We start from the raw sequence: 25,937 nt of genomic DNA, 5'->3' as shown, positions 1-25,937 counted from the left end.
GGCCGAACCTTAACGGAAGGCGCTACGTCGCGCTCCGGCCCGTGGGCAACTCGGCCCCCACGGCGGGTGTTGCGCCGGCCACCGGGCCGGAAGGGGGTTTCGGGGCCGAGGACTGGGCGACGAACGCACCGAGCAGCACCACCACCCCGCCCGCGATCTGCGGCGCGGAGAGGTGCTCCCCGAGCAGCACCCAGGCGAGCACGGTCGCGATGACCGCTTCCAGGCAGGCAACCACCCCGGCCACCTGCGGGGAGAGCCTGCGGACCGAGACCACGCCGAAGACATAGGCGACGACGGTGGCGATCAGCACGATCCAGCCGAGGAGCAGCCAGGCCGGCACCCGTGTGCCGTTCATCTCGGCCTCGCCGGCGAGCAGTGACCAGTCCATCCGCCACGGGCGCGCGATCACCGTCAGCAGGGCGGTACCGACGAGGAGTCCGTACGCGATGACGCCCAGCGGATCGGCCCGGTCCGCGCCGTCGCCGCCGTGGTCCGACAGGACGAAGTAGCCGACCTGGCAGCAGGCGGCGCCCAGCGCGAGCAGCAGCCCGAGGGCATCGAACCTCAGCCCGGACCAGACCTCGACCACACAGGCGAGCCCGCCGGCCGCGAGCACCACCCCGAAGGCGGCGGCGCGCGTCACCGGCCTGCGCTGCACGAACCGGACCCAGCCCAGGACGAGCGCGGGTGCCAGATACTCGACCAGCAGGGCGACACCGACGGGGATACGGGAGAGAGCCGCGAAGTAGCAGGCCTGCACACCCGCGACGGCGAGCAGTCCGAAGCCGAGGAGCAGCACGGGCCTGCGCCGTACGAGGCCGCGGTGGCGCCAGGCGACGGGCAGCATCACCAGGGCGGCCCCGGACACCCGGAGCCAGACCACATGCAGCGGGTCGAGCCCGGCCTCGATCAGCGGCTTGGCCGCGACACCCGAGCCGCCGAACGCGAAGGCCGACACCAGGGCGAGTCCCAGGCCGACGCTCTTTCCCTGAGACGCACGCATCGGGACATCATGGCAGGCGCGGTCAGGAGCGTCATCACCGACGGACCTGGCGGGTGCCGTCCTCCAGGCGCTCCGCGAGCAGCCCGGCGTCCACCCCTGCGCGGCCCAGCACCTCCACGGCACGGCACTCGCGGTCGCGGGCGAGCGCGGCCAGCAGGTCGAGGCCGCTCGCCCGCCGGTTCCCGCGCCGCCCCGCTCTCGTCAGGGCGCCCTCCATCGCGGCGACAGCCGCGGGAGACCAGCCGGTCACGCCGGGCTCGGCCACCACCGGGACGGCTCCCGAGTCCTCGACCGATCCCTGCCAGCGGAGCCCGTAGCCGATGCTGCGCTGCACGAGGTAGCCGAGCACCTTGGCCACCTGGGGCCCGCTGTCGAAGGCGGCCCGCACCTCGGGGTCGGTCTCGATCACCGAGTGCAGCAGATGGGCCGTGTCGATCTGCCGGTCGCCGTCACGCAGCGCACGCCGGCGTGCGCCTGCCACGACCGTCGCCAGTTCCACGGTGAGCCTGGCTTCGATGTCGGCTCGGGACGGGGCTGGCTGGTCGTCCGGCGGGGTAGGGCTATGCACATCTCCCAGCTCATCAGCCCGCCGCGTCCGGAACATCCCCGCCGGGGAGCATTTACCCGTCCGACAGAAGGTGGGCACACCCGACCGGACTCTCCTCCTTACGGATGAGACGGTGATTGATCACGAATCGGACGCACGCCCCCCGGCGCCGGGCACCCGGGCCGCCACGGCCCGCCCCCTCCGTGTCCGCCGGCCGACCGGGCCGCCGCGATCTGACGGTTCATCAGTATTGAATGTTCCGGGACCAGGAGCTACGTTCCGCGACATCACAACCCGACGAGAAGGGGTGGTCGCATGGCCGAAGTCAGCGCCGAGGCTCGGATCGAAGCACCGGCCGGGAAGGTCTGGTCCCAGCTGACCGACTTCAGCGCGTACGGCGAGTGGAACGCGACACACACCAGCTTCCCGAAGGGCGGCCCGGCCGCGCTCGCCGTGGGGGCCACCTTCGAGGAGAACATGAAGCTCATGGGCTTCCCCGCGGAGGTGAACTGGACGGTCTCGGAGCTGACACCCGCGGCGCTGCTGGTCACGCGCGGCAAGGGGCCGATGGGCGTCAGCCTCGCGATGCGCTACTCGCTCACTCCGGACGGTGACGCCACCGTGGTCCGCATCGACGGCGAGTTCACCGGTGCCGCCGTGTCACTGATGGCCGGCAAGCTGAAGGACTCGGCGACCGCCGCGCTCCAGGAGTCGCTGCGCAAACTCGCCGGGCTGGTGGCCTGAGCCCAGGAGACGGCTCCCGTACGACGGCGGCGCCCCCACGGAGGTCCATGGGGGCGCCGCTTCGACCGCAGTGCACGTTCTCAGTCCTCGTCGGCCAGAATCAGATAGAGCTTCTTCCGGGACTCACCGATCACAGCCATCGCCTTCTTGCGCTGTTCCGGCGTACCGGTCCGCCACACCTGACCGAAGGCTTCCATCAGGCCGAAGCCGGCCTGCCGGATCTCGTTCATCGTCTCCCAGTCACCACCGCGCCCGGCCTCCTCCCAGGGAGCGTCCGGCCCCTCGTCGGCGGCCGTGCGACCCGGCTCGGTGAGCGTGAACAGCTTCTTGCCGCCCTCGCTCTCGCTGGTGATCAGACCCTCGTCCTCCAGCAGCTGGAGCGTCGGATAGACGGACCCGGGGCTCGGGCGCCAAGCCCCGCCACTGCGCTCGCCGATCTCCTGGATCATCTCGTACCCGTGCATCGGGCGGTCCTTGAGCAGCGCCAGGATCGACGCGCGTACGTCACCGCGGCGCGCCCTCCCCCGGGGCCCGCCCCTGCCGCCGCCGCGCCCGCCGAACGGGCCGCCGAACTGCGGACCGAACGGGCCGAAGGCGCCGCGGCGCTCCTCGAAGTCGCCCCCGCCGTGACGGCCGGGGCCGCCGCGCCTCTGTCCATGTGCATGTCCATGGGGATACATCGCACTCACTTCCTTACATCGTTGATCTGTCGCGATGCGTCAACGATATATCGGTAGCTTTCGTTTGGCAATCCTTTCCGGGCCACGTCCCCGCGAGTGGCCTTGGCCTGCGGTGTTGCCGCGCGCCTACGGTCTGTCCCATGCGCATACGAACCGTCGACGCCTTCACCGACCGCCCCTTCTCCGGCAACCCGGCGGGGGTACTGCTCCTCGACTCCTTTCCGGACGACGACTGGCTCCAGCACGTGGCGGCGGAGATGAACCACTCCGAGACCGCCTTCGCCCACCCGCTGCCCGCCGGCGGCGAGGCCGACTGGGCACTGCGCTGGTTCACCCCGGCCACCGAGGTCGACATGTGCGGCCACGCCACCCTCGCGACCGCCCATGTCCTGCACACCACGGGCGCGACGACGGGCACCGTCCGCTTCACGGCGCGCTGCGGGCTCCTCACCGCGACGAGCCGCGAGGACGGCACGATCACCCTCGACTTCCCCACGTCGCCACTCACCGAGGAAGCCGTCCCGGCCGGCCTCGGCGAGGCACTGGGCGCCCGGATCACCGGGGTGCGGGACACCGGGCCGCACATCGGGGACCTGCTCGTCGAGGTCGCCGACGAGCAGACGGTCCGCTCGCTGTCGCCGGACTTCGCCGCGCTGACGGCCCACTCCCGGCGGGGCATCATCGCGACGGCCGAGGCGGACGATCCCTCGCTCGGCTACGACTACGTGTCGCGCTGCTTCTTCCCCCGCGTCGGTATCGACGAGGACCCGGTGACCGGCAGCGCCCACACCGCGCTGGCGCCGTTCTGGTCCGCCCGGCTCGGCCGCGACGATCTGACGGGCCTCCAGGCCTCGGCCCGCTCCGGCCTCGTACGGACGTCGCTGCGCGGCGGACGGACCCTGCTCACCGGCAGCGCGGTCACCGTCATCGACGGCGAGCTGCACGCCTGAGCAGGACGGAGACAGGAAGGGCCCGGAACCGGAAACGGTGAGGGGGGTGTACGGCAGTCCCGTACACCCCCCTCACCGCACCGCAGCCGCTTACCCGGTCGGCAGCCAGCCCACCTTTCCGGCGAGCAGCGCGTACCCGACGAACGCGCCGATGTCGAGCAGCGAGTGCGCGACGACCAGCGGTCCCACCCGCCCCCACCTCCGGTAGAGCAGCACGAACACCACCCCCATCGCCACGTTTCCGAGGAATCCGCCGACCCCCTGGTAGAGGTGGTACGACCCGCGCAGCACCGCGCTCGCCGCCAGGACCGCCACCGGGGTCCACCCGAACTGCCCCAGCCTGCGCAGCAGATAGCCGACGACGATGACTTCCTCCAGTACGGCGTTCTGCACCGCCGAGAGGATCAGCACCGGGATCTTCCACCACACGTCGGGCAGCGACTCCGGCACCACGGTCAGGTTGAAACCGGTGGCCCGCGCACCCAGGTAGAAGGCGAGGCCCACACTCCCGATCCCCGCCGCGATCAGCACCCCGCGGCCGAGGTCGGCCCGGAGCCGTGTCCGGTCGAAGCCGATCGCCCGCAGACCCGACCCCTCGCGCAGCAGCAGATGGACGACCAGCGCGACGGGCACCAGGGCCGTCGCGATGCCGAAGAGCTGCCAGGCCAGATCCAGCCATGGCCGCCCCGGCGCGTACGACCCGTTGAGATTGGCGGCCTGGTGCTTGAGCCCTCCCGGTTTCGTCAGTGCCCCGATAAAACCGATCAGCGCCGAAACGCCGCTCGCGCCGAGCGAGAGTGCGAGTACCAGCACCGTCTCGGACCGCAAGAACCGCTGCGACACCCCCTGTGTGGGAACAAAATCAGCCACGCGCTCGCCCTCCGCCTGCACACCTGCCTCCAGTTGGCCAATCGCGCCTCGTCCCCGCCACCGTGCCACCAGGGTCTCGAATACAGGTGCGAAGATCGCGCACGACAGGCCGGGGGACGGGCGCCAATCCGATGGCGCACTCCCCCTTTTCCTTGTTCGGCTTCAGGGGAGGAGCACCACCGCATGGGACGTCACAGCTTGCCCGATGACCTCGCGGCACGGGCAACCCGGCCCCGCTCCGGGGCGCGGCGGCATCGTTCCGTCGCCATCGCCACCGCGCTCGTCCTCGGTGTGGCCGCGGGTACGGGTGCGGCTCTTGAGCGTGGCATGTTCGGCCTCTCCGGGCCCTGCCCGGGGTCCACGGTGAAACTGCGCATGGTGGCCTCGCCCGATATCGTCCCGGCGGTACGCACCGCTGCGGGCCGGACCCGCAAGGACCACGTGCAGTCCGACGGACAGTGCCCTGGACATCGCGGTCACGGCACGCGACTCCTACAAGGTCGCCCACGACCTGGGGACCAGCACCACCGAGCCGGGGTACCGGATATGGCTGCCCGACTCCAGAAGACCCGTACCCGGGCCGGGCTCACAGCGGCGGCCAACGGCTCGGGCGCCATCCACATCGGTGCCGCCGGCCCGGCCCGCAGCGCCACCGGGCTGCTCGCGCTCAGCAGGTGGTGGTGCTCACCGACGGCGTCAACGAGGACGGCCACAGCATCTCCCGCAGTGCCCTGGTCGCCAGGCTCCACGAGCTCAACGACCCCAGGCACCCGGTGCCGTTGATCATGGTCGCGGTGGGACCCGACACCGACAGGACCGAGGTGGAGCAGGTCGCCAGGGCGACGGGCGGCGCGGGATACCAGGTGAGCGACCCCTCTCGGATCAGCTCGGTCCTGCTGAAAGCGGTCATGGAGGTCGGCGGGCGCTGACCCGGGCGGGCCCCGCGCTGACCCGGCGTTGTCCGGGCGCGGAGCAGCCCGCCCCGGCCGTACGGTCACCGGCCGCGGACCGTCACCGCCGCCGGAATGCCCTCCGGCCACGAGTGCACCGGTTCGCCGCCCGCCATCAGCTCGGCGTACCGCCGGGTGGTGAGCGCCAGCGCCTCGCGCCGCCCGAGGCCGGTCTCCAGCGCCCGGTGGAACGTGTCCACCTGCCAGGAGGCACCGTTCGTCCGGCGCCTGCACCGTTCCTCGATGACGCCGAGATAGCGGTCGCGGTCCCGGGCCTCGATCCCCCAGGCATCGAGCCCCGCGGCGGCCAGCGGCAGCAGCTCCTCCCTGACCAGGCGCACCGCGGGCACCGCCGTGACGCCGCCGGAGCGCCCGGTCCGAGGCCACTCCAGTTCGGCGTCGATGCCGTACCGGCAGGCCGCGTCGAAGTTGCGTGCCGCGGCTTCGAAGGGCAGCCGCTTCCACACCGGACGCGGATCGTCGGCGAGCGCCCTCACGAGCCCGTAGTAGAGCGCCGCGTTGGCCAGCACGTCCGTGACGGTGGGCCCGGCGGGCAGCACCCTGTTCTCGACCCGCAGATGCGGTACGCCGTCGGCCACGTCGTACACCGGGCGGTTCCAGCGGTAGACGGTGCCGTTGTGCAGGACGAGCTCCTGGAGGCCCGGCACCCCGCCGTCGTCGAGCACCCGCAGCGGGTCCTCGTCGTCGCACAGCGGCAGCAGCGGCGGAAAGTACCTGAGGTTCTCCGCGAAGAGCTCGTACGCCGAGTCGATCCAGCGCTCCCCGAACCAGGTCCGCGGCCGCACCCCCTGGGCCCGGAACTCCGGCGGGCGCACATCGGTCGCCTGGAGGAAGAGCGGCGGCCGGGACTCCCGCCACAGCTCCTTGCCGAACAGGAAGGGCGCGTTGGCGCCGAGCGCGATCTGGACGGCGGCGACGGCCTGCGCCGCGTTCCACACGTCGGCGAAGCGCTCCGGGGTGACCTGAAGGTGCAACTGCACCGACGTACAGGCCGCTTCGGGCGCGATCGAGGAGGACGTGCAGGTCAGCTGTTCGACGCCGGTGATGTCGAGGTCGAAGTCCTCGCCGCGGGCCGCGCGCATCTCATTGTTGAGGAGGGTGTAGCGGTCGGCCGCCGAAAGGTTGGCGGAGACCAGATCCTGCGGGCCGAGGGTCGGCAGGATTCCGATCATCACGATCCCCGCGCCGACTTCGGATGCCTTCCTGTGCGCGTACGCGAGACCGGTACGCAGCTCCTCGGCCAGCTGGTCGAAGACACGGCCGCCCAACCGGTGCGGGACGATATTCACTTCGAGATTGAACATCCCGAGTTCCGTCTGGAAATCATGGCTCGCGATCCGGTCGAGAACCTCCGCATTCATCATCCTCGGCATGCCGTCGGCGCCCGCGAGATTGAGTTCGATCTCCATCCCCATCATATTTCTCGGGCGGTCGAACCTCTTCTCCTCCAGCAATCGCTCCAGCACCTCCAGACACTGCTGAAGCTTCCTGCGGTACCGCTGCCGGCCCGACGGACCGACTCCGTCTGCATCCAGCTTCTCGCCCATCGGTGCCCCCCTTCCACCCGTGTGCGGCCACAGCGGCCGCCCGGGTCACGGTCGATAATGCCCACCCCCGGTGATCCGTAACTCCCCGCCCGGAGCCGGGAGCGAGTAGGGTGGCCAGAAGATGCCATGTGGCACATTCGCCAGGCATGACGCCTGGAGCAGTTTCCAACTCCGTGAAGCCTGTGAAGTTCTGTGGACCCGGTTCTGTGGAGCCGGTGAAAACGACCGACGGTTTTCGGCCGACCACTCACACGGCAAACCGTGAGGCCACAAAGAGTGCACGTACGTTAAATCGGGATAATCTCCGCAGGGGAAAGACCGAATACCGACTTGTTTGCAATATTCACGTCAGCTAGCTGAAACACCGTGTGAACACGTGTCGTATAAACTCCGCAAACGAGGCAGAGAGTTGGCGCCCCGGCCCCCGGAGAGTGCGGTACCCCTCCACGCCCCACGGCCCCCCTCTGCCCCTGCCTGCTGACAGTGCCGTCCGCACCGCCCACGCATCAACGTGTCTCCGAAGTGAGAGGCGACCCACATCATGCCGCTGTATGTCCCTCCGGCTCCCGCGCCGGCCCTGCGCAGCGTCCTCGCGGCACTCGGCTCCCCCACTGCCGTACGCGAGGCCCGAACCCCGGCGCTCCGCTCGGCCCCGGGGCCGCTCACCCCCGAACTCCCCCTGCCCGTCTATGTGCTGGACCAGATCATGCCGAGCGGCGGGACCCCGCGTACCCGGCTCACCGGCTGGCGCTTCCTGATCCACAGCGGCGACCGCGCCGTGGCCGCCGCGGACACGAAACTCACCGCCGACGGCTGGACCTTCTCGCACTTCTTCGAAGGTCCCTACGCCACCGCCACCGGGAGCGCTCTGCGCCAGGCCGAGGCGATGGACACACCGTTCCAGCCCAGGCTGCTGTCCGTGCCGGAGCTCTACATGCTGACGCTGTGGCTGCACGGTGACACCGGGGCCGATGCCTCGGCCTCCGGCACGATGCCGGCCCCCACCGATCTGCTCGTGCCCCTCGCGCCCGCACCGCCCGGTATCGCCGCGCACCGCCCGCACCAGGTCGCGGACCTGCTGCCGGTGATGACGATGCGGCTGTCGCCCCCGCTGCTGAGCTCTCCCGCCTGACGGCCGCGATCACACCACCGGCGTGCCCCGTGACCACCTCAGGTCGCGGGGCGCGGCGCTCCTCCCACCCATCCGGACTAGCCCGGTCGGGCCACCTCCGAACCACCCGAAGAGCCAGTCGAGTTGAGCTGAACCGTCCGCACGGGTGATGCGTCCTTATGCTGTAGCAAGTGGTGCCGTGAAATCCCTGCGGATCGACGCCCGTGGGGCAACACTGGGACCACCGACTGAATACGGGGGGCGGCCATGAAATCCGCATCGAGCCGCAGGACACTCACTACAACGCAGCGAAAGAACGCATCCATGTGCCAGCACCAGCCCACCTGCCCGTCAGCCGCCTCCGCCGACCGGGAGGCCGCGCTCCTCGTGGCGCACCATCCGGAGCAGGGCTGGAGTCTGCTGTGCAACGGCGTTCTCATCTTCGAGGACACCGGTGAACTGCTGCCCGACGGCCGGATCATCGCGCCGCACCGCCCGGTGGGTTCGGGACTGGCGACCGCGGCCTGATCCCCTGCTCCATCCCGGAAAACAGAACAGAACTGGCAGAGACGACGAAGGGCCGGCCCGGGTGACATCCCCGAACCGGCCCTCCCGCATGTCCGTCAGCTGTCGTACGCGTCCAGCGGCGGGCAGGAGCAGACCAGGTTGCGGTCGCCGAAGGCCCCGTCGATCCGGCGCACCGGCGGCCAGTACTTGTCGGCCGGCGAGACACCGGCCGGGAAGACGGCCTCCTCGCGGGTGTACGCGTGGGTCCACTCACCGCCCAGCGCCGCCGCGGTGTGCGGGGCGTTGCGCAGCGGGTTGTCGTCCGCCGCCCACTCGCCCGACGCGACCTTCTCGATCTCGGCGCGGATCGCGATCATCGTGTCACAGAACCGGTCGAGCTCCGCCAGGTCCTCGCTCTCGGTGGGCTCGATCATCAGCGTTCCGGCCACCGGGAACGACATCGTCGGCGCGTGGAAGCCGTAGTCGATGAGGCGCTTGGCGATGTCGTCGACACTCACACCCGTCGCCTTCGACAGCGGCCGCAGATCGACGATGCACTCGTGCGCGACCAGCCCCTGGGGGCCCGTGTACAGCACCGGATAGTGCGGTTCGAGACGCTTGGCGATGTAGTTGGCGGCCAGCACCGCGACCTGCGTCGCCCGCTTGAGCCCCTCACCACCCATGAGACGTACGTACGCCCAGGAGATCGGCAGGATGCCGGCCGAGCCCCACGGTGCGGCCGAGACCGGACCGACGCCCGTCGCGGGACCGGCGGTCGGCTGGAGCGGGTGGTTGGGCAGGTACGGCGCCAGGTGGGCCCGTACGCCGACGGGGCCGACACCGGGGCCGCCGCCGCCGTGCGGGATGCAGAAGGTCTTGTGCAGATTGAGGTGCGAGACGTCCGAGCCGAACTTGCCGGGCTTGGCGAGCCCGACCAGCGCGTTCAGGTTGGCCCCGTCGACGTACACCTGGCCGCCCGCGTCGTGCACGGCGGCGCAGATGTCGGTGATGTGCTCCTCGAAGACACCGTGGGTCGACGGATAGGTGACCATCAGCACGGACAGCTCGTCGCGGTACTGCTCGATCTTGGCGTTCAGGTCCTCGACGTCGACGTCGCCGTCCTCGCGGGTCTTCACGACGACGACCTTCATACCGGCCATCACGGCGCTGGCGGCGTTGGTGCCGTGCGCCGACGACGGGATGAGGCAGACGGTACGCGCGGTGTCCCCGTTGGCGCGGTGGTAGGCCCGCACGGCCAGCAGACCGGCCAGCTCGCCCTGCGAGCCCGCGTTGGGCTGGAGCGAGACCTTGTCGTAGCCGGTGACCTCGGCGAGCTGTTCCTCCAGCTCGTGGATGAGCGTCAGATAGCCCTGCGCCTGCTCGACCGGGGCGAAGGGGTGCATCGCACCGAACTCGGGCCAGGTGACCGGCTCCATCTCGGTGGTGGCGTTGAGCTTCATGGTGCAGGAGCCGAGCGGGATCATGCCGCGGTCCAGCGCGTAGTCGCGGTCGGCGAGCTTGCGCAGGTAGCGCAGCATCGCCGTCTCGGAGCGGTGCTGGTGGAAGACCGGGTGGGTGAGGACGGTGTCCTGGCGCAGCAGCCCGGCGGGCAGCGCGTCGGCGGTCCGCTCGTCGAGCGCCTCGATGTCGCCCGCGGCGCCGAAGGCGGCCCAGACGGCGGCGAGCTGGGTGCGCGTGGTGGTCTCGTCGCAGGAGACGGAGATCAGGTCGGCGTCGACCTGGTGCAGGTTGACCCCGCCCGCGCGGGCGGCGGCGGCGACCTCGGCGGCCCTGCCGCCGGTCCGTACGGTGAGGGTGTCGAAGTAGTCGCCGTGCACGACGTCGACGCCCGCGGCCCGCAGCCCCTCGGCGAGGATGGCCGCGTACCGGTGGGTGCGCCGGGCGATCTCCCGCAGACCGTCCGGGCCGTGGTAGACCGCGTACATCCCGGCCATCACGGCGAGGAGCACCTGCGCGGTGCAGATGTTGCTGGTGGCCTTCTCGCGGCGGATGTGCTGCTCACGGGTCTGGAGGGCCAGCCGGTAGGCCTTGTTGCCGTCGGCGTCGACGGAGACACCGACGAGCCGCCCCGGCAGGCTGCGCGCGAACTTCTCGCGTACGGCCATGAACCCGGCGTGCGGACCGCCGAAGCCCATCGGGACGCCGAACCGCTGGGTCGTACCGACCGCGATGTCGGCGCCCAGCTCCCCGGGCGAGGTGAGCAGGGTCAGCGCCAGCAGATCGGCGGCGACGGTGACGACGGCGCCCAGCTCGTGCGCCTGCTCGATGACGGGGGCGATGTCGCGGACACGGCCGGAGGCGCCCGGGTACTGGAGCAGTACGCCGAAGACGCCGCGCTCGGCCACCGCGGCGGGGATGCCGTCTCCGAGGTCGGCGACGACGACCTCGACACCGGCCGGCTCGGCCCGAGTCCGGATCACTGCGACGGTCTGCGGCAGGGCGTCGGCGTCGACCAGGAAGACACCGTTCTTGACCTTGCCGACGCGGCGCGCGAGGGACATCGCCTCGGCCGCGGCGGTGCCTTCGTCCAGCAGCGAGGCGCCCGAGGTGGGCAGGCCCGTCAGGTCGGCGACAACGGTCTGGAAGTTCAGCAGCGCCTCCAGGCGCCCCTGCGAGATCTCCGGCTGGTAGGGCGTGTACGCCGTGTACCAGGCGGGGTTCTCCATGACGTTGCGCAGGATGACCGGCGGGGTGAACGTGCCGTAGTAGCCGAGGCCGATCATCGGGGCGAGGACCTGGTTGCGGTCGGCCAGGGAACGCAGCTCGGCGAGGACCTCGGCCTCGGTCCGCGCGTCCGGGAGGTTCAGCGCCTCGGCGCTCTTGATGACCTCGGGCACGGCGGCCGAGGTGAGCTCCGAGAGCGATCCGTAGCCGACCTGGGCGAGCATCTTGGCCTGGGCCTCTGCGTCGGGCCCGATATGGCGCTGCTCGAAGGGGATGCCACGCTCCAGCTGGGAGAGCGGAATGCGGTGGGCAGTCATGGCGGAGGCCTCCTGGTCGTTACGACCTGCGAGGGGTACCACGGCACGGGTACCCGGACGGCCTCCCCCTCTGTCATCTCAACCTGAGAGTTTCACGGGCCCGTCGCTCGACGTGCCCGCTTTCACCGTCGGTGAGGTAGGGATCCGGACGTGCCCGCCCGACGCCCGCCCTGCTTTCCAGAGTGACCTCGTCCGCGCGGTACGTGTGCCTGAGAGATTCCGGGGAGGATTTGCTCCTTCGGCGCCCACGGACAAAGCGTCCGAAGGGCTCTCCCGCGCGGGGTCAGCAGCCACTGGTCAGCCTACCAGCGAGCCACTTCGCACGGTGTTCGAGTGGCCGATACCACGGATCTGGACTTCCCTGAGGGGGAGACCTTCGCAGGGGGCGGGGTACATCGTGATCCGTTGCGATCAGTTGGAGGGACCGTGCAGACCGACATAGATCCGCGCAGCCTGATCGGACGCAAGGCGTTCGACCGCAGTGGCCTCAAAATAGGCACCGTGGACGAGGTCTACCTCGACGACGCCACCGGAGTGCCCGAGTGGGCCGCGGTCCGCACCGGGCTGTTCAGCCGGGACGCGTTCGTCCCCCTGAAGCCGAGCGAACTCGTCAGGGAAACCCTGCGGGTGCCCTTCGACCGCACCCTGATCAAGGAAGCACCGGACTTCGGTGTCGGCCGCCATCTCTCGCCCGAGCAGGAGCTCCAGCTCTACCACCACTACGGGCTCGGTATCTCCGCCCCCACGCCGCCGCCCCCCGACCGGGACTTCGGCCGGCTCGCGGGCGAAGAGGAACGCACCTGACCCTCCGGATCCGCCCCCGGCGGTGCTGTCTCCTCAGGACCCTCCGGATTTCCGGGCTTCTCGCCGGTGTCCGCTTCCCTCCCCCCTGGCGTCCCGTCCGGTCCGTCCGGATCCGGATCGGCCGGGGCAGCCCGGACCAGCGGCAGCGGATCCGACGGCCTGAGGGCGGGATCATCGACCCCGAAGGTCCGCACCCGGCCGGGCCCGGTCGCGTACGGGTCCTCGAAGCGCACCGTCACCCGGCCGACGCCGCTGCCCTGCACCCATCCCGCGCCGTACTCGTCGTGGTGCACGTCGTGCCCGGCGAGCCAGCGGCGCCCGGTGCCGGCCGGCGGCTCGTCCGGAGACGGCGCCGGCGCCGCCGCGGGCCCGGACGGCGCCTCGTCCACCGTGGACTCCCGCACGGCGGCCCGCTCCGTGGCCGCCTGCGCGAACAGGTCCTCCTGGGTGAAGTCCGCGAGGCCGGTGACGCCCACCCCGAGCAGCCTCACCCCGCCCGTGGTGTCCACGCTCTCCAGCAGCCGCCCCGCGGCCTCCCGTACGACCTCAGGGTCGTCCGTGGGCCCCCGGAGCGTCTCGGACCGGGTCAGCGTCGAGAAGTCGTACCGCCGGACCTTCAGCACCACCGTCCGCCCGGACCGCCCGGCGGCCCGCAACCGCTCCACGCACCGGCCTGCCAGCCGCACCACCTCCGCCCGCACCCGCACCCGGTCGTGCAGGTCCACATCGAAGGTGTCCTCCACCGAGACCGATTTGGTGTCCCGCTCGGACACCACAGGGCGGTCGTCGTGGCCGAGCGCCATCCGGTACAGCGAGGCGCCGTGCGCCTTGCCCAGCAGCCGGACGAGCTCGTCCTCACCGGCTTCGGCCAGATGGGACACGGTGGTCATCCCGGCCCTGCGCAGATGCTCACCGGTCGCCGGACCCACGCCCGGCAGGATCCGTACGGACAGGGGCGCCAGCAGCTCGCGCTCGGTGCCCGGCTGTATCAGGACCAGACCGTCGGGCTTGGCCCGCTCCGACCCGATCTTCGCCAGCATCTTGGAGCCGGCGAGACCCACCGACCCGCTGAGCCCCGTCACCGCCAGGATGTCCCGGCGCAGCTGCTCACCGGCGCGCCGGGCCGATCGCGTGCCGTCGGCGACCCCGCCAGCCTCCAGGTCCACGAAGGCCTCGTCCAGACTCAGCGGCTCGACCAGCGGCGAGAGACGGCCGAGCAGCTCCATGACCTGGATGCTCACCTCTCGGTAGAGCGCGAAGCGCGGCACCAGGTAGGCGGCGTTCGGACAGAGCCTGCGGGCCTGCGCCATCGGCATCGCCGAATGCACCCCGAACCGCCTGGCCTCGTACGAGGCCGTCGACACGACTCCGCGCGGTCCCAGTCCGCCGACCACCACCGGCTTTCCGCGCAGGCTCGGCTTCGCCGCCTGTTCCGCGGCGGCGAAGAAGGCATCCATGTCCAGATGCAGGATGGTGGGCGCGGCTCTCACACCACCGATGCTGCCTCACGGCACTGACAATCGGGCCCCCGCAGCGCGGAGGCCCGTCAGACGGCGCGGTTGCGGCGCCGGGCCAGCTCGTCGGACGGGTTGTGGCCGATCAGGGTCTCGCCGGTGTCGACCCGCTCGCCGTGCAGCTGCGAGAGGGCGCTCTCCACGTCCCGCCACACGACTCCGACGGCGATCCCGAAGATTCCCTGGCCCCCCTGCAGAAGGCCGACCACCTCGTCCGGCGAGGTGCACTCGTACACCGTCGCGCCATCGCTCATCAGCGTCATCCGGTCGAGATCGCGGGGGCCCCGGTCTCTGAGGTGGTGGACCGCCGTACGGATGTTCTGGAGTGCCACACCGGTGTCCAGGAACCGCTTCACGATCTTGAGGACGACCACGTCCCGGAAGCTGTAGAGACGCTGGGTGCCCGACCCCTGGGCGGGCCGCACGCTCGGCTCGACCAGTCCCGTACGCGCCCAGTAGTCGAGCTGCCGGTAGGTGATACCGGCCGCCGCGCAGGCGGTCGGCCCCCGGTAGCCGACGGTGTCGGTCGTCGGTTCGGCCGTTGAGCCGTGAAGCGGATACGGCACTCCGACCCCCGGACCCAGTCCGGGGAGATCCCCTGCCACATCTTCGCCGGTGCTTCTCACGCCGACCTCCGTCCTTGAACTGCCCACTCGACGGTAGGCAGTCACTTGAGGTGCGTCAACGATCGCCACACTCGGCACGCCGAGTGATAATCACCCTAAGAGGGGTTTCGTGTGCCCCTCTTCCGGGAACGGCTTGCCGGATGCGCTGACGACCCGAGCGGAGCGTCACTGGCTGTTGGTCCCGAAGTCCTCCGGAGAGATCTGGTCGAGGAACTCGCGGAACTTCTCCACCTCGTCCTCCTGCTCGTCCGGGATGGCGATTCCCGCATCGTCCAGCACCCCGTCACTGCCGTAGATCGGCGTCCCGGTGCGCAGGGCGAGCGCTATGGCGTCGGAGGGCCTCGCACTCACCTCGACCCCGCTCGCGAAGACCAGCTCCGCGAAGAAGACCCCGTCACGCAGGTCGGTGATGCGTACTTCCGTGAGCTCCTGGCCGACCGCTTCGAGGACATCCTTGAAGAGGTCGTGGGTCAGCGGCCTTGCTGGAGCCATGCCCTGCTGGGCGAAGGCGATTGCAGTCGCTTCACCAGGGCCGATCCAGATAGGGAGATACCGGTCGCCTCCCACTTCACGCAGGAGCACGATCGGTTGGTTGGAGGGCATTTCCACCCGGACACCCACAACGTCGAGCTCGTTCACACAGCAACCCTAGGACGTGCCCGGCAGGTTTGGGTAGTCGGGGCACCCTCATGATCAGTACAACCGCACCCGGAGCGAGGTCTGCACGAGGGCCGCGTGCAGCCGTACGGTCAGTGCTGCCAGGTCCTTCGTGGTGGTTTCCGCATCGGCTCTGGTCTGCGGATTGCGATTCAGCCGAAGGGGGGCGACGACCTGCTCGATCAGCCCGGACTCACGATCCGCAGCCGCTTTCATGGCACGCAGATGCCGCGGTTCCAGACCGAACCGGCCCAGATCCGCCACGATCCCCGCCACGTTCACGGCCTCCGCGTCGTACCCGCCCTCCGGGAGCGGTGACAGCAGGCCGTACGACTCCCACTCCGCGAGCTCGTCCGCGCTGATCCCGGCGGCCGCGAGCAGCTCGTCCCGGCCCACGCGGGACGCCGTGGGCTCACCTGCGCCGCCGTCCGGCGCTCCGTCCGCGGGCTCGCGGACGGCACCGGGCGCCGGGAGCTGGATCTGCTCACCGCGGCCCAGTGCGTCGAGGTGGTCCCTGATGACCTTCAGCGGCAGATAGTGGTCGCGCTGCATCCTCAGGACCTGAGCCAGCCGCTCGACGTCCGCGGTACCGAACTTCCGGTACCCGGACGACGTGCGCTGCGGCTCGACCAGCCCTTCGGCCTCCAGAAATCGGATCTTGGAGATCGTGACTTCGGGAAACTCTTCCCGGAGCAGATTCAGGACGGTGCCGATACTGACCAGCCGGTCGTCCTCGGTGGCGGTGCCGTCGCCGGCACCGCCCTTCGGTGATTGCAGCATGGACCTTCCCTGACGGGTCACACGCCCCGCTGGCTCGCGTAGAAGACCAGCCGGTACTTGCCGATCTGAACCTCGTCCCCGTTCGCGAGCACGACGGCGTCGATGCGCTCACGATTGACGTACGTGCCGTTCAGGCTGCCGACGTCCGAGACGGTGAATCCGCCGTCGGCACCCCTGCGGAACTCCACATGCCGCCTCGACACCGTGACGTCGTCGAGGAAGATGTCGCTCTGCGGATGGCGGCCGGCCGTGGTCAGATCGCTGTCCAGCAGGAAGCGACTGCCCGAATTCGGACCGCGGCGCACCACGAGGAGCGCCGAGCCGAGGGGCAGCGCGTCGACGGCCGCCTGGGCCTCGGGAGAGAGCGAGGGCGACGCGGTCTGCCCGGTCACCTCCGCCTCGTACGCCTCCAACCCCGAGATGGAGATCGTCGAAGTGGTCTCCGAGGGCCGCTCGGGCACCCCGGCGCGCAACGGCGCTCCGCAGTTGGAACAGAACCGACTGTCCTCGGCGTTGCGGTGGCCGCACCTCGTGCAAACCGGCATGGATGCATCCTCCTGCCGCGACTGCCCTGCGTGGGCGTTGGTTGCGTACGGATCGGAGGACAACCCTCGACCCGTACTTGAGGTTGATGCTTCACCAAAACCTATGCGGCCCTGCCCCGCAGGGTCAACAGACGACGCACCCTGACCACCCGAAATGTCGTCGCCGGGCCGGCCGACCTCGTCCCGGAACAGCGGGCGGTCGCCACCCTGGTCCTCGCCCTCCACATGACGTGGGGCGCGGTGCCGTGCACTGTCCTCACGTGCACTCTTGCCGAACAACTTCCCAAACAACTTCACGGGCGATTCCCCTTGACCGAAACAGACCCGCCCGTGGGGCAGGACGAACTCTCAATGAACACACCTGCCGAACCGGACATCCTTACAACGTCCGTATCCCCCAGACAGTTTCCACCACGCACCCCGCTATCGGTGCGCCGACCCCCCGCAACCCCGTGCCCCAGTCCCACGGCCCTCACGCGCCCCCGCCTCACTGCGCGGAGGACCGAGCGTAGCCAGGGCGCTTCGCCGGTCGCAAGGCGTCCACAACGATCTTCTGCTCAGGCGTCACAGTGGCTGTGGCCTGCTCCTTCTCCAGAGTCTGCACCACTCCGCCCGGAATATTCAGCGCAGGCTCCAAGTCGGCCGGTTTCCCGATGACCTTGAAGGTGTACGGCGCGCTGATCTTCTCCGTATCCACCTGGATCCCGCCGTCCACGTCGGAGAAGTACGTGTCCCCCACGACCCGGACACCGTTGACCTGGATCGCCTCGGCGCCGGCCGCCCGCAGCTCCTGGATGGTGTCGAGCAGCATGTCCGCCTGGACCGTCTTGTGCGGGTCGTTGACGAGCAGGGTGATACCCGGGCCCTGGGCGGCCACCGTGCCCGCCAGGATGCCGAGCTGACGTGCTTTCTCGCTCGTCTGCTTGCGGGCCTCCTCGGCCTGGTCCGAGCTGCTCTCCAACTCGGTGCGCTGGCTCTGCAGCCGCTGCTTCTCGTCGTCCAGGCGCTGGGTTCGGTTGTCGAGCTCGTCGAGGATCCGCACCAGGTCCTCCTGGCGTGCGCCGCGCAGCGGGCTGTTGTCACTGTTGGAGCGGACCTGGATGGCGAGTCCGAGACCCAGTACGAACAGCAGCAGGGCGACGACAAGTTGGGCCCTGGTGACCCGGGGCGGCCAGAGGGCGGCGATCAGCCGCTGCCGACCCGCCTGCCTGGGCTGCGCCGCCGGCGTCGCCCCCGAGGCAGAGCCCTGCGGTGTCCCGGCGGGCCTCTCCTCGGGCAGTGCGCCGGGAAACGCACGGGGCACTCCGCCGGGGCCCTGCGGCGGCTCCTGCCGGCTCTGCGGGTCACCCGGGTTCTGCGGGTCGGGCGGGTTCTCTTCGTTGCTCATCGGTTCGTCACCCATCGGCCTCACGCCCGGAACACATGCCTGCGAATGGCCGCGGCGTTCGAGAAGATGCGGATGCCGAACACGACGACGACGCCGGTGGACAACTGTGCGCCGACGCCCAGTTTGTCGCCGAGGAACACGATCAGCGCGGCCACCACGACGTTGGACAGGAAGGACACGACGAAGACCTTGTCCACGAAGATTCCGTCGAGCATGGCCCGCAGTCCGCCGAAGACCGCGTCGAGGGCGGCCACGACGGCAATGGGGAGGTAGGGCTCGACCATCGCCGGCACTTCGGGCCGGACCAACAGTCCGACCACGACTCCCACGACGAGGCCCAGTACGGCGATCACGATGTGCCCTTCCCTGTGTCGGCCGCGCCTTGGTCGGTGCCGGCGGCCTTCGGCTTTGCTGTACGTACGATCAGGCTCGCGGCCGCAGGAAGGCGCACGTCGGCCTGATCGGAAATGCTGGTGCGGATGGAGTAGCTGTCCTTCAGGACTTTCAGGTACTGCCCGCCGACACTGTCATCGAATTCGCTGAGCAAGTGCTTCCCGTTCCCCACCGCCAGCACCGTGTAGGGCGGTACCAGCGGCCTGTTGTCGACCAGTATGGCGTCACCGGCGGCGCGGATCGCCGACAGAGCGGTGAGACGCTGCCCGTTGATGGCGATGGCCTCGGCGCCGGACTGCCACAGCGCGTTGACGAACTGCTGCATATCGCGGTCCCGTACCCGCCCCGTGTCGGAGAACCCGGGGCTCTCGCGCGGCCCGCCGCCGTCGCTCTGCTCGCTGTCCTTGGCATCGTCGATGACCAGCTTCACGCCCGGCCCGTGCACCGCTGTCGCGCCGGACAGCAGCGCCACCAGCCCGCCCTGGTCGCCCCCGTGCTTCTGCAGTGCCTTGCGCTGCTGTTCACTCACCGTGTCGCGCAGCCCGTCGACCTTCTTCTGCTGTGCGTCGGCGGACGAAGTCTCCGAGTCGATACGGTCGATGAGCTCCTGGCGCTCCTTCGCGACCGTCGGCGCCGTCACCCTGGCCTGCGCAGCGCCGACGGTGACCACGACCGCGGCGAGCACAAGACCCGCGGCGAGACCGAGCTTGGCCCGCAGTGAACGCGGCATCCCCGCACTGCCCTCGGCCCTGCGCCGGGCGGTCGCCTCGGCATAGCCGTCGTCGAGGCTGTGGTCCATCACGTTGTTGAGCAGCGACATCGACGCGTCGGGACGCGGGGTCGGGGAGGCTGCGCTCCGAACGGGGGGCTGCTTCGGCATGCCGCACATCGTCGCACGCCGCAGCCGCGGGCTCCCAATGGCCCCGTCGGTGTACCGGACGGCCCGGGGTCATGCCGTCCGGTACACCCCTACGACCTCACTGACCTGCACCGTCCACGATCGACGACCACTCGTCGAGCAGCACCTGGGCGGACGCGTCGTCCGGTCCTTCCGCCCACAGATGAGTGACGGCCTCGGCCGGGGCCGGCAGCACCATCACCCAGCGGCCGTCGGGTTCGACGACCCGTACCCCGTCCGTGGTGTCCACGGCCCGGTCGGCGGCCGCCTCCACGACCCGGCGCATGACCAGGCCCTTGACGGCCCACGGGGTCGCCAGGTCGCGGCGGAGCACATGGGCCCGCGGAATCCGGGCGTCGATCTGGCTGAGCGTCAACTGCGTACGCGAGACGAGCCCGATCAGCCGGACGAACGCCGCCGTCCCGTCGAAGACACTGCTGGACTCCGGGATGATGAAGCCACCGCGCCCGTCACCACCGAAGATGGTGGAGTCCTCGCGGCCCACCCGGGTCAGGTCATCGGGTGAGGTGGTCGTCCACTCCACCTGGGTGCCGTGGTACGCGGCGACCTGCTCGGCGATCCTCGTGGTCGTCACCGGCAGCGCGACGCGGCCGCTGCGCCGCTCGGCGGCGATCAGATCGAGCATGACCAGCAGGGCCCGGTCGTCCTCGATGATCCGCCCTCGCTCGTCCACCAGGGAGAGCCGCTCGCCCACCGGGTCGAACCGCACTCCGAACGCCGCCCGCGCCGAGGCCACGATCTCGCCGAGGCGGACGAGCCCGGCCCGCCGGGTGTCCGCGGTCTCCGTGGGCCTCGACTCGTCGAGTCCCGGGTTGATGACCAGAGCGTCGACACCGAGGCGGCCGAGAAGGCTGGGCAGGACGAGCCCGGCGCTGCCGTTGGACGCGTCGACCACGACCTTGAGCCCGGCGTCCGCGATCCCCGTGGTGTCCACGTTCCGGAGCAGGGAGCCGGTGTACGAGTCGAAGACGCTCGCCGGGAAGTGCAGGTCCCCGATCTCACCGGGGAACGCACGCCGGTACTCCTGGCGCGCGTACACCCGGTCCAGCTTGCGCTGCCTGCCCTGCGAGAGGTCTGCCCCGCGCTCGTCGAAGAACATGATGTCCACGGAGTCGGGCACACCGGGCGAGGTCCGGATCATGATGCCGCCCGCACTGCCGCGGGCGGTCTGCTGCCTGGCCACGGGCAGCGGCACGTTCTCCAGGTCCCGTACGTCGATGGCACTCGCCTGAAGGGCGGAGATCACCGCCCGTTTGAGGGCACGCGCACCACGCGAGTGATCACGTGCGGTGGTGACCGTGGAGCCCTTCTTTAGCGTGGTGGCATACGCGCCCGCCAGCCGTACGGCCAGCTCAGGGGTGATTTCGACATTCAGGATCCCGGAGACTCCACGAGCGCCGAACAGATGCGCCTGGCCGCGGGATTCCCAGATCACCGAGGTGTTGACGAACGCACCGGCCTCGATGGTCTTGAACGGATACACCCGCACATTGCCCTGGATGATGGATTCCTCACCGACGAGGCACTCATCACCGATGACGGCGCCGTCCTCGATGCGGGCGGCCCGCATGATGTCGGTGTTCTTCCCGATCACGCAGCCACGCAGGTTGGACTGCTGACCGATGTACACGTTGTCGTGGATGACAGCCTTGTGCAGGAAGGCGCCGGTCTTGACGACCACGTTGGAACCGACGACGGTGTGTTCCCGTATCTCCACGCCCTCTTCCACCTTGGCGTAGTCGCCGACGTAGAGAGGCCCTCGGAGTACGGCGTCGGGATGCACCTCGGCGCCCTCCGACACCCATACGCCGGGAGAGATCTCGAAGCCGTCGATGTCCACATCGACTTTTCCTTCGAGGACATCGGCCTGGGCCTTCACATAGCTCTCGTGAGTGCCCACGTCCTCCCAGTAGCCCTCGGCGATATAGCCGTAGACCCGCTTCCCGTCCTTCATGAGCTGGGGGAAGACATCACCGGACCAGTCGACCGACACGTCTGCCTCGACGTAGTCGAAGACCTCGGGTTCCATCACATAGATGCCCGTGTTGACGGTGTCGGAGAAGACCTGGCCCCAGGTCGGCTTCTCCAGGAAGCGCTCGACCTTTCCCTCTTCGTCCACGATGGTGATGCCGAACTCCAGCGGATTCGGCACCCGGGTCAGGCACACCGTGACAAGTGCGCCCTTCTCCTTATGGAAATTAATCAAATCCGTCAGGTCGAAGTCGGTGAGTGCATCCCCGGAGATCACCAGAAAGGTGTCGTCCTTGAGCGCCTCTTCCGCGTTCTTGACGCTTCCTGCGGTGCCGAGCGGCTTCTCCTCGTTCGCGTATGTGAGCTCCATACCGAGCTCTTCACCATCGCCGAAGTAATTCTTGACGAGGGACGCGAGGAACTGCACGGTGACGACCGTTTCACTGAGCCCGTGCCGCTTCAACAGCCGCAGCACATGTTCCATGATCGGTCGGTTGACCACCGGCAGGAGCGGCTTGGGCATACTTGAGGTCATAGGGCGAAGACGTGTGCCTTCGCCACCAGCCATCACGACGGCCTTCATGTCGGAAGCGCCCTCCTTGAGATGTCGACAGTCCAGCCGACTTCACCCGTCCAGTGAGGACACTCGGGCGTCATACGCAATCCGGCCACGCTGCACGGTGCGCATCGACGAGTTCAATCGGCTGCTACATCCGCCTTCACGAGCCGGCGGACTTGTACCACATACAGGATTCCTGCCCACCAATACAGCGTTGTACCCCACCCTGCGAACGCCCATCCGAGAATCGACGCCAGGGTGCTCAGCCAGCCGCTCCCGTCGCTGAGCAGGAGCAACGGGAACGCGTACATCAAGTTGAAGGTAGCTGCCTTGCCCAGAAAGTTCACCTGGGGCGGCGGATAGCCGTGCCTGCGCAGGATTCCCACCATGACCAGAAGCATCAGCTCACGGGCCAATAGTGCCGCGGTCAACCAAATCGGCAGGATCTCCCGCCAGGTCAGACCGACCAGGGTGGAGAGAATGAAGAGACGGTCCGCGGCGGGGTCGAGGAGCCGTCCCAGGTTGCTGATCTGGTTCCAGCGGCGGGCCAGCTTGCCGTCAAGATAATCGCTCACACCGCTGAACATGAGCACCAGCAGTGCCCATCCGTCGCTCTTGGGCCCCCCGAACTCGGGCCGGAGAATCAGCCACAGGAAAACGGGCACACCGACCAGGCGGGCCATGCTGAGGATGTTGGGGATGGTGAGTACCCGGTCCGTCTGAACACGGGTCTCCTGGACCTCCACCCGGGGGCCTCCTGTGAGGAACGTACGAACGATGCTCCCTGACCTTACCCTCAGCGGAGGCCCGCCAAGTCACAGGGGTCAGCGGACAGATGCCGGCCTGGGTGTGAACTGCATGTGGACGCAAAAATGCCTCAGCCCCGGACCATAACGGTCCGGGGCTGAGGCTAAAAATTGTTCGGCGGCGTCCTACTCTCCCACAGGGTCCCCCCTGCAGTACCATCGGCGCTGAAAGGCTTAGCTTCCGGGTTCGGAATGTAACCGGGCGTTTCCCTAACGCAATGACCACCGAAACACTATGAAATTAACCAACACCGGATAACAACACGGTCGTTCGTTATTTCAGAACTAACACAGTGGACGCGAGCAACTGAGGACAAGCCCTCGGCCTATTAGTACCAGTCAGCTCCACCCGTTACCGGGCTTCCACATCTGGCCTATCAACCCAGTCGTCTACTGGGAGCCTTAACCCCTCAAAGGGGGAGGGAATACTCATCTCGAAGCAGGCTTCCCGCTTAGATGCTTTCAGCGGTTATCCTTTCCGAACGTAGCCAACCAGCCATGCCCTTGGCAGGACAACTGGCACACCAGAGGTTCGTCCGTCCCGGTCCTCTCGTACTAGGGACAGCCCTTCTCAATATTCCTACGCGCGCAGAGGATAGGGACCGAACTGTCTCACGACGTTCTAAACCCAGCTCGCGTACCGCTTTAATGGGCGAACAGCCCAACCCTTGGGACCGACTCCAGCCCCAGGATGCGACGAGCCGACATCGAGGTGCCAAACCATCCCGTCGATATGGACTCTTGGGGAAGATCAGCCTGTTATCCCCGGGGTACCTTTTATCCGTTGAGCGACAGCGCTTCCACAAGCCACTGCCGGATCACTAGTCCCGACTTTCGTCCCTGCTCGACCCGTCGGTCTCACAGTCAAGCTCCCTTGTGCACTTACACTCAACACCTGATTGCCAACCAGGCTGAGGGAACCTTTGGGCGCCTCCGTTACTCTTTAGGAGGCAACCGCCCCAGTTAAACTACCCATCAGACACTGTCCCTGATCCGGATCACGGACCGAGGTTAGACATCCAGCACGACCAGAGTGGTATTTCAACGACGACTCCACAACCACTGGCGTGGCCGCTTCACAGTCTCCCACCTATCCTACACAAGCCGAACCGAACACCAATATCAAACTGTAGTAAAGGTCCCGGGGTCTTTCCGTCCTTCTGCGCGAAACGAGCATCTTTACTCGTAGTGCAATTTCACCGGGCCTATGGTTGAGACAGTCGAGAAGTCGTTACGCCATTCGTGCAGGTCGGAACTTACCCGACAAGGAATTTCGCTACCTTAGGATGGTTATAGTTACCACCGCCGTTTACTGGCGCTTAAGTTCTCAGCTTCGCCACACCGAAATGTGACTAACCGGTCCCCTTAACGTTCCAGCACCGGGCAGGCGTCAGTCCGTATACATCGCCTTACGGCTTCGCACGGACCTGTGTTTTTAGTAAACAGTCGCTTCTCGCTGGTCTCTGCGGCCACCCCCAGCTCACCAAGTAAATTGGATCACCAGAAATGGCCCCCCTTCTCCCGAAGTTACGGGGGCATTTTGCCGAGTTCCTTAACCATAGTTCACCCGAACGCCTCGGTATTCTCTACCTGACCACCTGAGTCGGTTTAGGGTACGGGCCGCCATGAAACTCGCTAGAGGCTTTTCTCGACAGCATAGGATCATCCACTTCACCACAATCGGCTCGGCATCAGGTCTCACCCACCATGTCATCCGGATTTACCTGGACAACGGGCTACACCCTTACCCCGGGACAACCACCGCCCGGGCTGGACTACCTTCCTGCGTCACCCCATCGCTTACCTACTACCACCTTGGTTCAGCGGCTCCACCACTCCCCTTTGCCCGAAGGCTCCAGGACGGCTTCACGGCCTTAGCATCAGAGGATTCAGTATTGGGCGTTTCAAAGCGGGTACCGGAATATCAACCGGTTGTCCATCGACTACGCCTGTCGGCCTCGCCTTAGGTCCCGACTTACCCTGGGCAGATCAGCTTGACCCAGGAACCCTTAGTCAATCGGCGCACACGTTTCTCACGTGTGTATCGCTACTCATGCCTGCATTCTCACTCGTGAACCGTCCACAACTCGCTTCCGCGGCTGCTTCACCCGGCACACGACGCTCCCCTACCCATCCATACAGGCGTTAGCCCTATGTGTATGAATGACACGACTTCGGCGGTACGCTTGAGCCCCGCTACATTGTCGGCGCGGAATCACTTGACCAGTGAGCTATTACGCACTCTTTCAAGGATGGCTGCTTCTAAGCCAACCTCCTGGTTGTCTCTGCGACTCCACATCCTTTTCCACTTAGCGTACGCTTAGGGGCCTTAGTCGATGCTCTGGGCTGTTTCCCTCTCGACCATGGAGCTTATCCCCCACAGTCTCACTGCCGCGCTCTCACTTACCGGCATTCGGAGTTTGGCTAAGGTCAGTAACCCGGTAGGGCCCATCGCCTATCCAGTGCTCTACCTCCGGCAAGAAACACACGACGCTGCACCTAAATGCATTTCGGGGAGAACCAGCTATCACGGAGTTTGATTGGCCTTTCACCCCTAACCACAGGTCATCCCCCAGGTTTTCAACCCTGGTGGGTTCGGTCCTCCACGACCTCTTACAGCCGCTTCAACCTGCCCATGGCTAGATCACTCCGCTTCGGGTCTAGAGCGTGCAACTCAAACGCCCTATTAGGACTCGCTTTCGCTACGGCTTCCCCACACGGGTTAACCTCGCTACACACCGCTAACTCGCAGGCTCATTCTTCAAAAGGCACGCAGTCACGACTGACCGTACAAGTACGACCAGCGACGCTCCCACGGCTTGTAGGCACACGGTTTCAGGTACTATTTCACTCCGCTCCCGCGGTACTTTTCACCATTCCCTCACGGTACTATCCGCTATCGGTCACCAGGGAATATTTAGGCTTAGCGGGTGGTCCCGCCAGATTCACACGGGATTTCTCGGGCCCCGTGCTACTTGGGAGTCACACAAGCAAGCCGTTGATGTTTCAGCTACGGGGGTCTTACCCTCTACGCCGGACCTTTC

The 25,937-nt window shown here is 68.0% G+C and carries 22 protein-coding genes, 2 rRNA genes and 1 riboswitch (1 of these 25 running past the window's edge); of the genes, 6 read left to right on the top strand and 18 right to left on the bottom strand.

The window, feature by feature from the left end; genetic code table 11:
- Positions 1-22: 22 nt before the first annotated feature.
- Positions 23-1,003 (bottom strand): EamA family transporter, encoded by a 981-nt coding sequence (locus OG285_RS31260; protein ID WP_356832448.1) that lies wholly within the window; start codon positions 1,001-1,003, stop codon positions 23-25.
- A 34-nt stretch (positions 1,004-1,037) separates the two neighbouring features.
- Complete coding sequence (locus OG285_RS31255) at positions 1,038-1,571, bottom strand: Clp protease N-terminal domain-containing protein (RefSeq protein ID WP_371792833.1); 534 nt, start codon at positions 1,569-1,571, stop codon at positions 1,038-1,040.
- A gap of 294 nt (positions 1,572-1,865) precedes the next feature.
- Between OG285_RS31255 and OG285_RS31250 the strand changes: the two genes are divergently transcribed.
- Positions 1,866-2,294 (top strand): SRPBCC family protein, encoded by a 429-nt coding sequence (locus tag OG285_RS31250; RefSeq protein WP_371792832.1) that lies wholly within the window; start codon positions 1,866-1,868, stop codon positions 2,292-2,294.
- Positions 2,295-2,374: 80 nt separating this feature from the next.
- Here the strand turns inward: OG285_RS31250 and OG285_RS31245 are convergent, their stop codons facing one another.
- Entirely contained in the window at positions 2,375-2,974 is a 600-nt protein-coding gene (locus OG285_RS31245; protein WP_356832453.1) for a PadR family transcriptional regulator, read from the bottom strand.
- Between the two features lie 140 nt (positions 2,975-3,114).
- Here OG285_RS31245 and OG285_RS31240 point away from each other — a divergent pair, with 140 nt between their 5' ends.
- Entirely contained in the window at positions 3,115-3,924 is an 810-nt protein-coding gene (locus OG285_RS31240; protein WP_356832455.1) for a PhzF family phenazine biosynthesis protein, read from the top strand.
- Between the two features lie 90 nt (positions 3,925-4,014).
- Here the strand turns inward: OG285_RS31240 and OG285_RS31235 are convergent, their stop codons facing one another.
- Positions 4,015-4,815 carry a CPBP family intramembrane glutamic endopeptidase gene (locus OG285_RS31235; protein WP_371792831.1) on the bottom strand — a complete coding sequence of 267 codons (801 nt, stop codon included), beginning with the start codon at positions 4,813-4,815 and terminating at the stop codon, positions 4,015-4,017.
- Between the two features lie 653 nt (positions 4,816-5,468).
- Here OG285_RS31235 and OG285_RS31230 point away from each other — a divergent pair.
- Complete coding sequence (locus tag OG285_RS31230; RefSeq protein WP_371792830.1) at positions 5,469-5,723, top strand: hypothetical protein; 255 nt, start codon at positions 5,469-5,471, stop codon at positions 5,721-5,723.
- 65 nt (positions 5,724-5,788) lie between these two features.
- Here the strand turns inward: OG285_RS31230 and OG285_RS31225 are convergent, their stop codons facing one another.
- Positions 5,789-7,312, bottom strand: coding sequence for a glutamate--cysteine ligase (locus tag OG285_RS31225; protein ID WP_371792829.1), 1,524 nt, complete (start codon positions 7,310-7,312; stop codon positions 5,789-5,791).
- Between the two features lie 541 nt (positions 7,313-7,853).
- Between OG285_RS31225 and OG285_RS31220 the strand changes: the two genes are divergently transcribed.
- Together OG285_RS31220 and OG285_RS31215 are read left to right on the top strand one after the other, a co-directional pair.
- A complete protein-coding gene (locus OG285_RS31220; RefSeq protein ID WP_356832463.1) occupies positions 7,854-8,444 on the top strand; it encodes a hypothetical protein in 591 nt (196 codons plus the stop codon).
- A 303-nt stretch (positions 8,445-8,747) separates the two neighbouring features.
- Positions 8,748-8,951 (top strand): DUF5999 family protein, encoded by a 204-nt coding sequence (locus OG285_RS31215; protein WP_356832465.1) that lies wholly within the window; start codon positions 8,748-8,750, stop codon positions 8,949-8,951.
- A 95-nt stretch (positions 8,952-9,046) separates the two neighbouring features.
- Here OG285_RS31215 and gcvP read toward each other — a convergent pair whose 3' ends face one another.
- The gene (gene gcvP, locus OG285_RS31210) at positions 9,047-11,932 is read right to left on the bottom strand and encodes an aminomethyl-transferring glycine dehydrogenase (RefSeq protein WP_356832467.1); all 2,886 of its coding nucleotides are present in this window, start codon (positions 11,930-11,932) and stop codon (positions 9,047-9,049) included.
- A gap of 187 nt (positions 11,933-12,119) precedes the next feature.
- Positions 12,120-12,218, bottom strand: a riboswitch (glycine riboswitch).
- Positions 12,219-12,358: 140 nt separating this feature from the next.
- On the opposite strand from gcvP, the gene OG285_RS31205 reads away from it, so the two are divergent.
- Positions 12,359-12,736, top strand: a complete 378-nt coding sequence (locus tag OG285_RS31205) for a PRC-barrel domain-containing protein (RefSeq protein ID WP_356832469.1) — start codon at positions 12,359-12,361, stop codon at positions 12,734-12,736.
- Here OG285_RS31205 and OG285_RS31200 read toward each other — a convergent pair.
- The 12 genes from OG285_RS31200 to OG285_RS31145 form a co-directional block, all read right to left on the bottom strand.
- Positions 12,652-14,226, bottom strand: coding sequence for a DNA polymerase IV (locus tag OG285_RS31200; RefSeq protein WP_371792828.1), 1,575 nt, complete (start codon positions 14,224-14,226; stop codon positions 12,652-12,654). The two genes, OG285_RS31205 and OG285_RS31200, sit on opposite strands and share 85 nt — an antisense overlap.
- A gap of 56 nt (positions 14,227-14,282) precedes the next feature.
- The gene (locus OG285_RS31195; RefSeq protein ID WP_371793658.1) at positions 14,283-14,855 is read right to left on the bottom strand and encodes a MerR family transcriptional regulator; all 573 of its coding nucleotides are present in this window, start codon (positions 14,853-14,855) and stop codon (positions 14,283-14,285) included.
- Positions 14,856-15,041: 186 nt separating this feature from the next.
- The gene (locus OG285_RS31190) at positions 15,042-15,515 is read right to left on the bottom strand and encodes a bifunctional nuclease family protein (protein WP_164266948.1); all 474 of its coding nucleotides are present in this window, start codon (positions 15,513-15,515) and stop codon (positions 15,042-15,044) included.
- 54 nt (positions 15,516-15,569) lie between these two features.
- Positions 15,570-16,313, bottom strand: a complete 744-nt coding sequence (locus tag OG285_RS31185; RefSeq protein WP_356832473.1) for a MerR family transcriptional regulator — start codon at positions 16,311-16,313, stop codon at positions 15,570-15,572.
- A 17-nt stretch (positions 16,314-16,330) separates the two neighbouring features.
- Entirely contained in the window at positions 16,331-17,197 is an 867-nt protein-coding gene (locus tag OG285_RS31180) for an FHA domain-containing protein (protein WP_371793657.1), read from the bottom strand.
- Between the two features lie 148 nt (positions 17,198-17,345).
- Complete coding sequence (locus OG285_RS31175) at positions 17,346-18,245, bottom strand: DUF881 domain-containing protein (protein WP_371792827.1); 900 nt, start codon at positions 18,243-18,245, stop codon at positions 17,346-17,348.
- 20 nt (positions 18,246-18,265) lie between these two features.
- Entirely contained in the window at positions 18,266-18,598 is a 333-nt protein-coding gene (locus OG285_RS31170) for a small basic family protein (RefSeq protein WP_164266945.1), read from the bottom strand.
- Positions 18,595-19,518, bottom strand: coding sequence for a DUF881 domain-containing protein (locus OG285_RS31165; protein WP_371792826.1), 924 nt, complete (start codon positions 19,516-19,518; stop codon positions 18,595-18,597). The genes OG285_RS31170 and OG285_RS31165 overlap by 4 nt, the downstream gene beginning before the upstream one ends.
- Positions 19,519-19,615: 97 nt before the next feature.
- Positions 19,616-22,111 (bottom strand): mannose-1-phosphate guanyltransferase, encoded by a 2,496-nt coding sequence (locus tag OG285_RS31160; protein WP_356832479.1) that lies wholly within the window; start codon positions 22,109-22,111, stop codon positions 19,616-19,618.
- A 113-nt stretch (positions 22,112-22,224) separates the two neighbouring features.
- Positions 22,225-22,833, bottom strand: a complete 609-nt coding sequence (locus OG285_RS31155; RefSeq protein ID WP_356832481.1) for a CDP-alcohol phosphatidyltransferase family protein — start codon at positions 22,831-22,833, stop codon at positions 22,225-22,227.
- 173 nt (positions 22,834-23,006) lie between these two features.
- Positions 23,007-23,123: ribosomal RNA gene (gene rrf, locus OG285_RS31150) — 5S ribosomal RNA — on the bottom strand.
- A 79-nt stretch (positions 23,124-23,202) separates the two neighbouring features.
- Positions 23,203-25,937 (bottom strand): 23S ribosomal RNA (locus OG285_RS31145); it runs 390 nt beyond the window's last position.

The sequence above is a fragment of the Streptomyces sp. NBC_01471 genome (assembly GCF_041438865.1).
Classification (GTDB): domain Bacteria; phylum Actinomycetota; class Actinomycetes; order Streptomycetales; family Streptomycetaceae; genus Streptomyces.
This window is presented reverse-complemented; position numbering and strand designations above follow the sequence as displayed.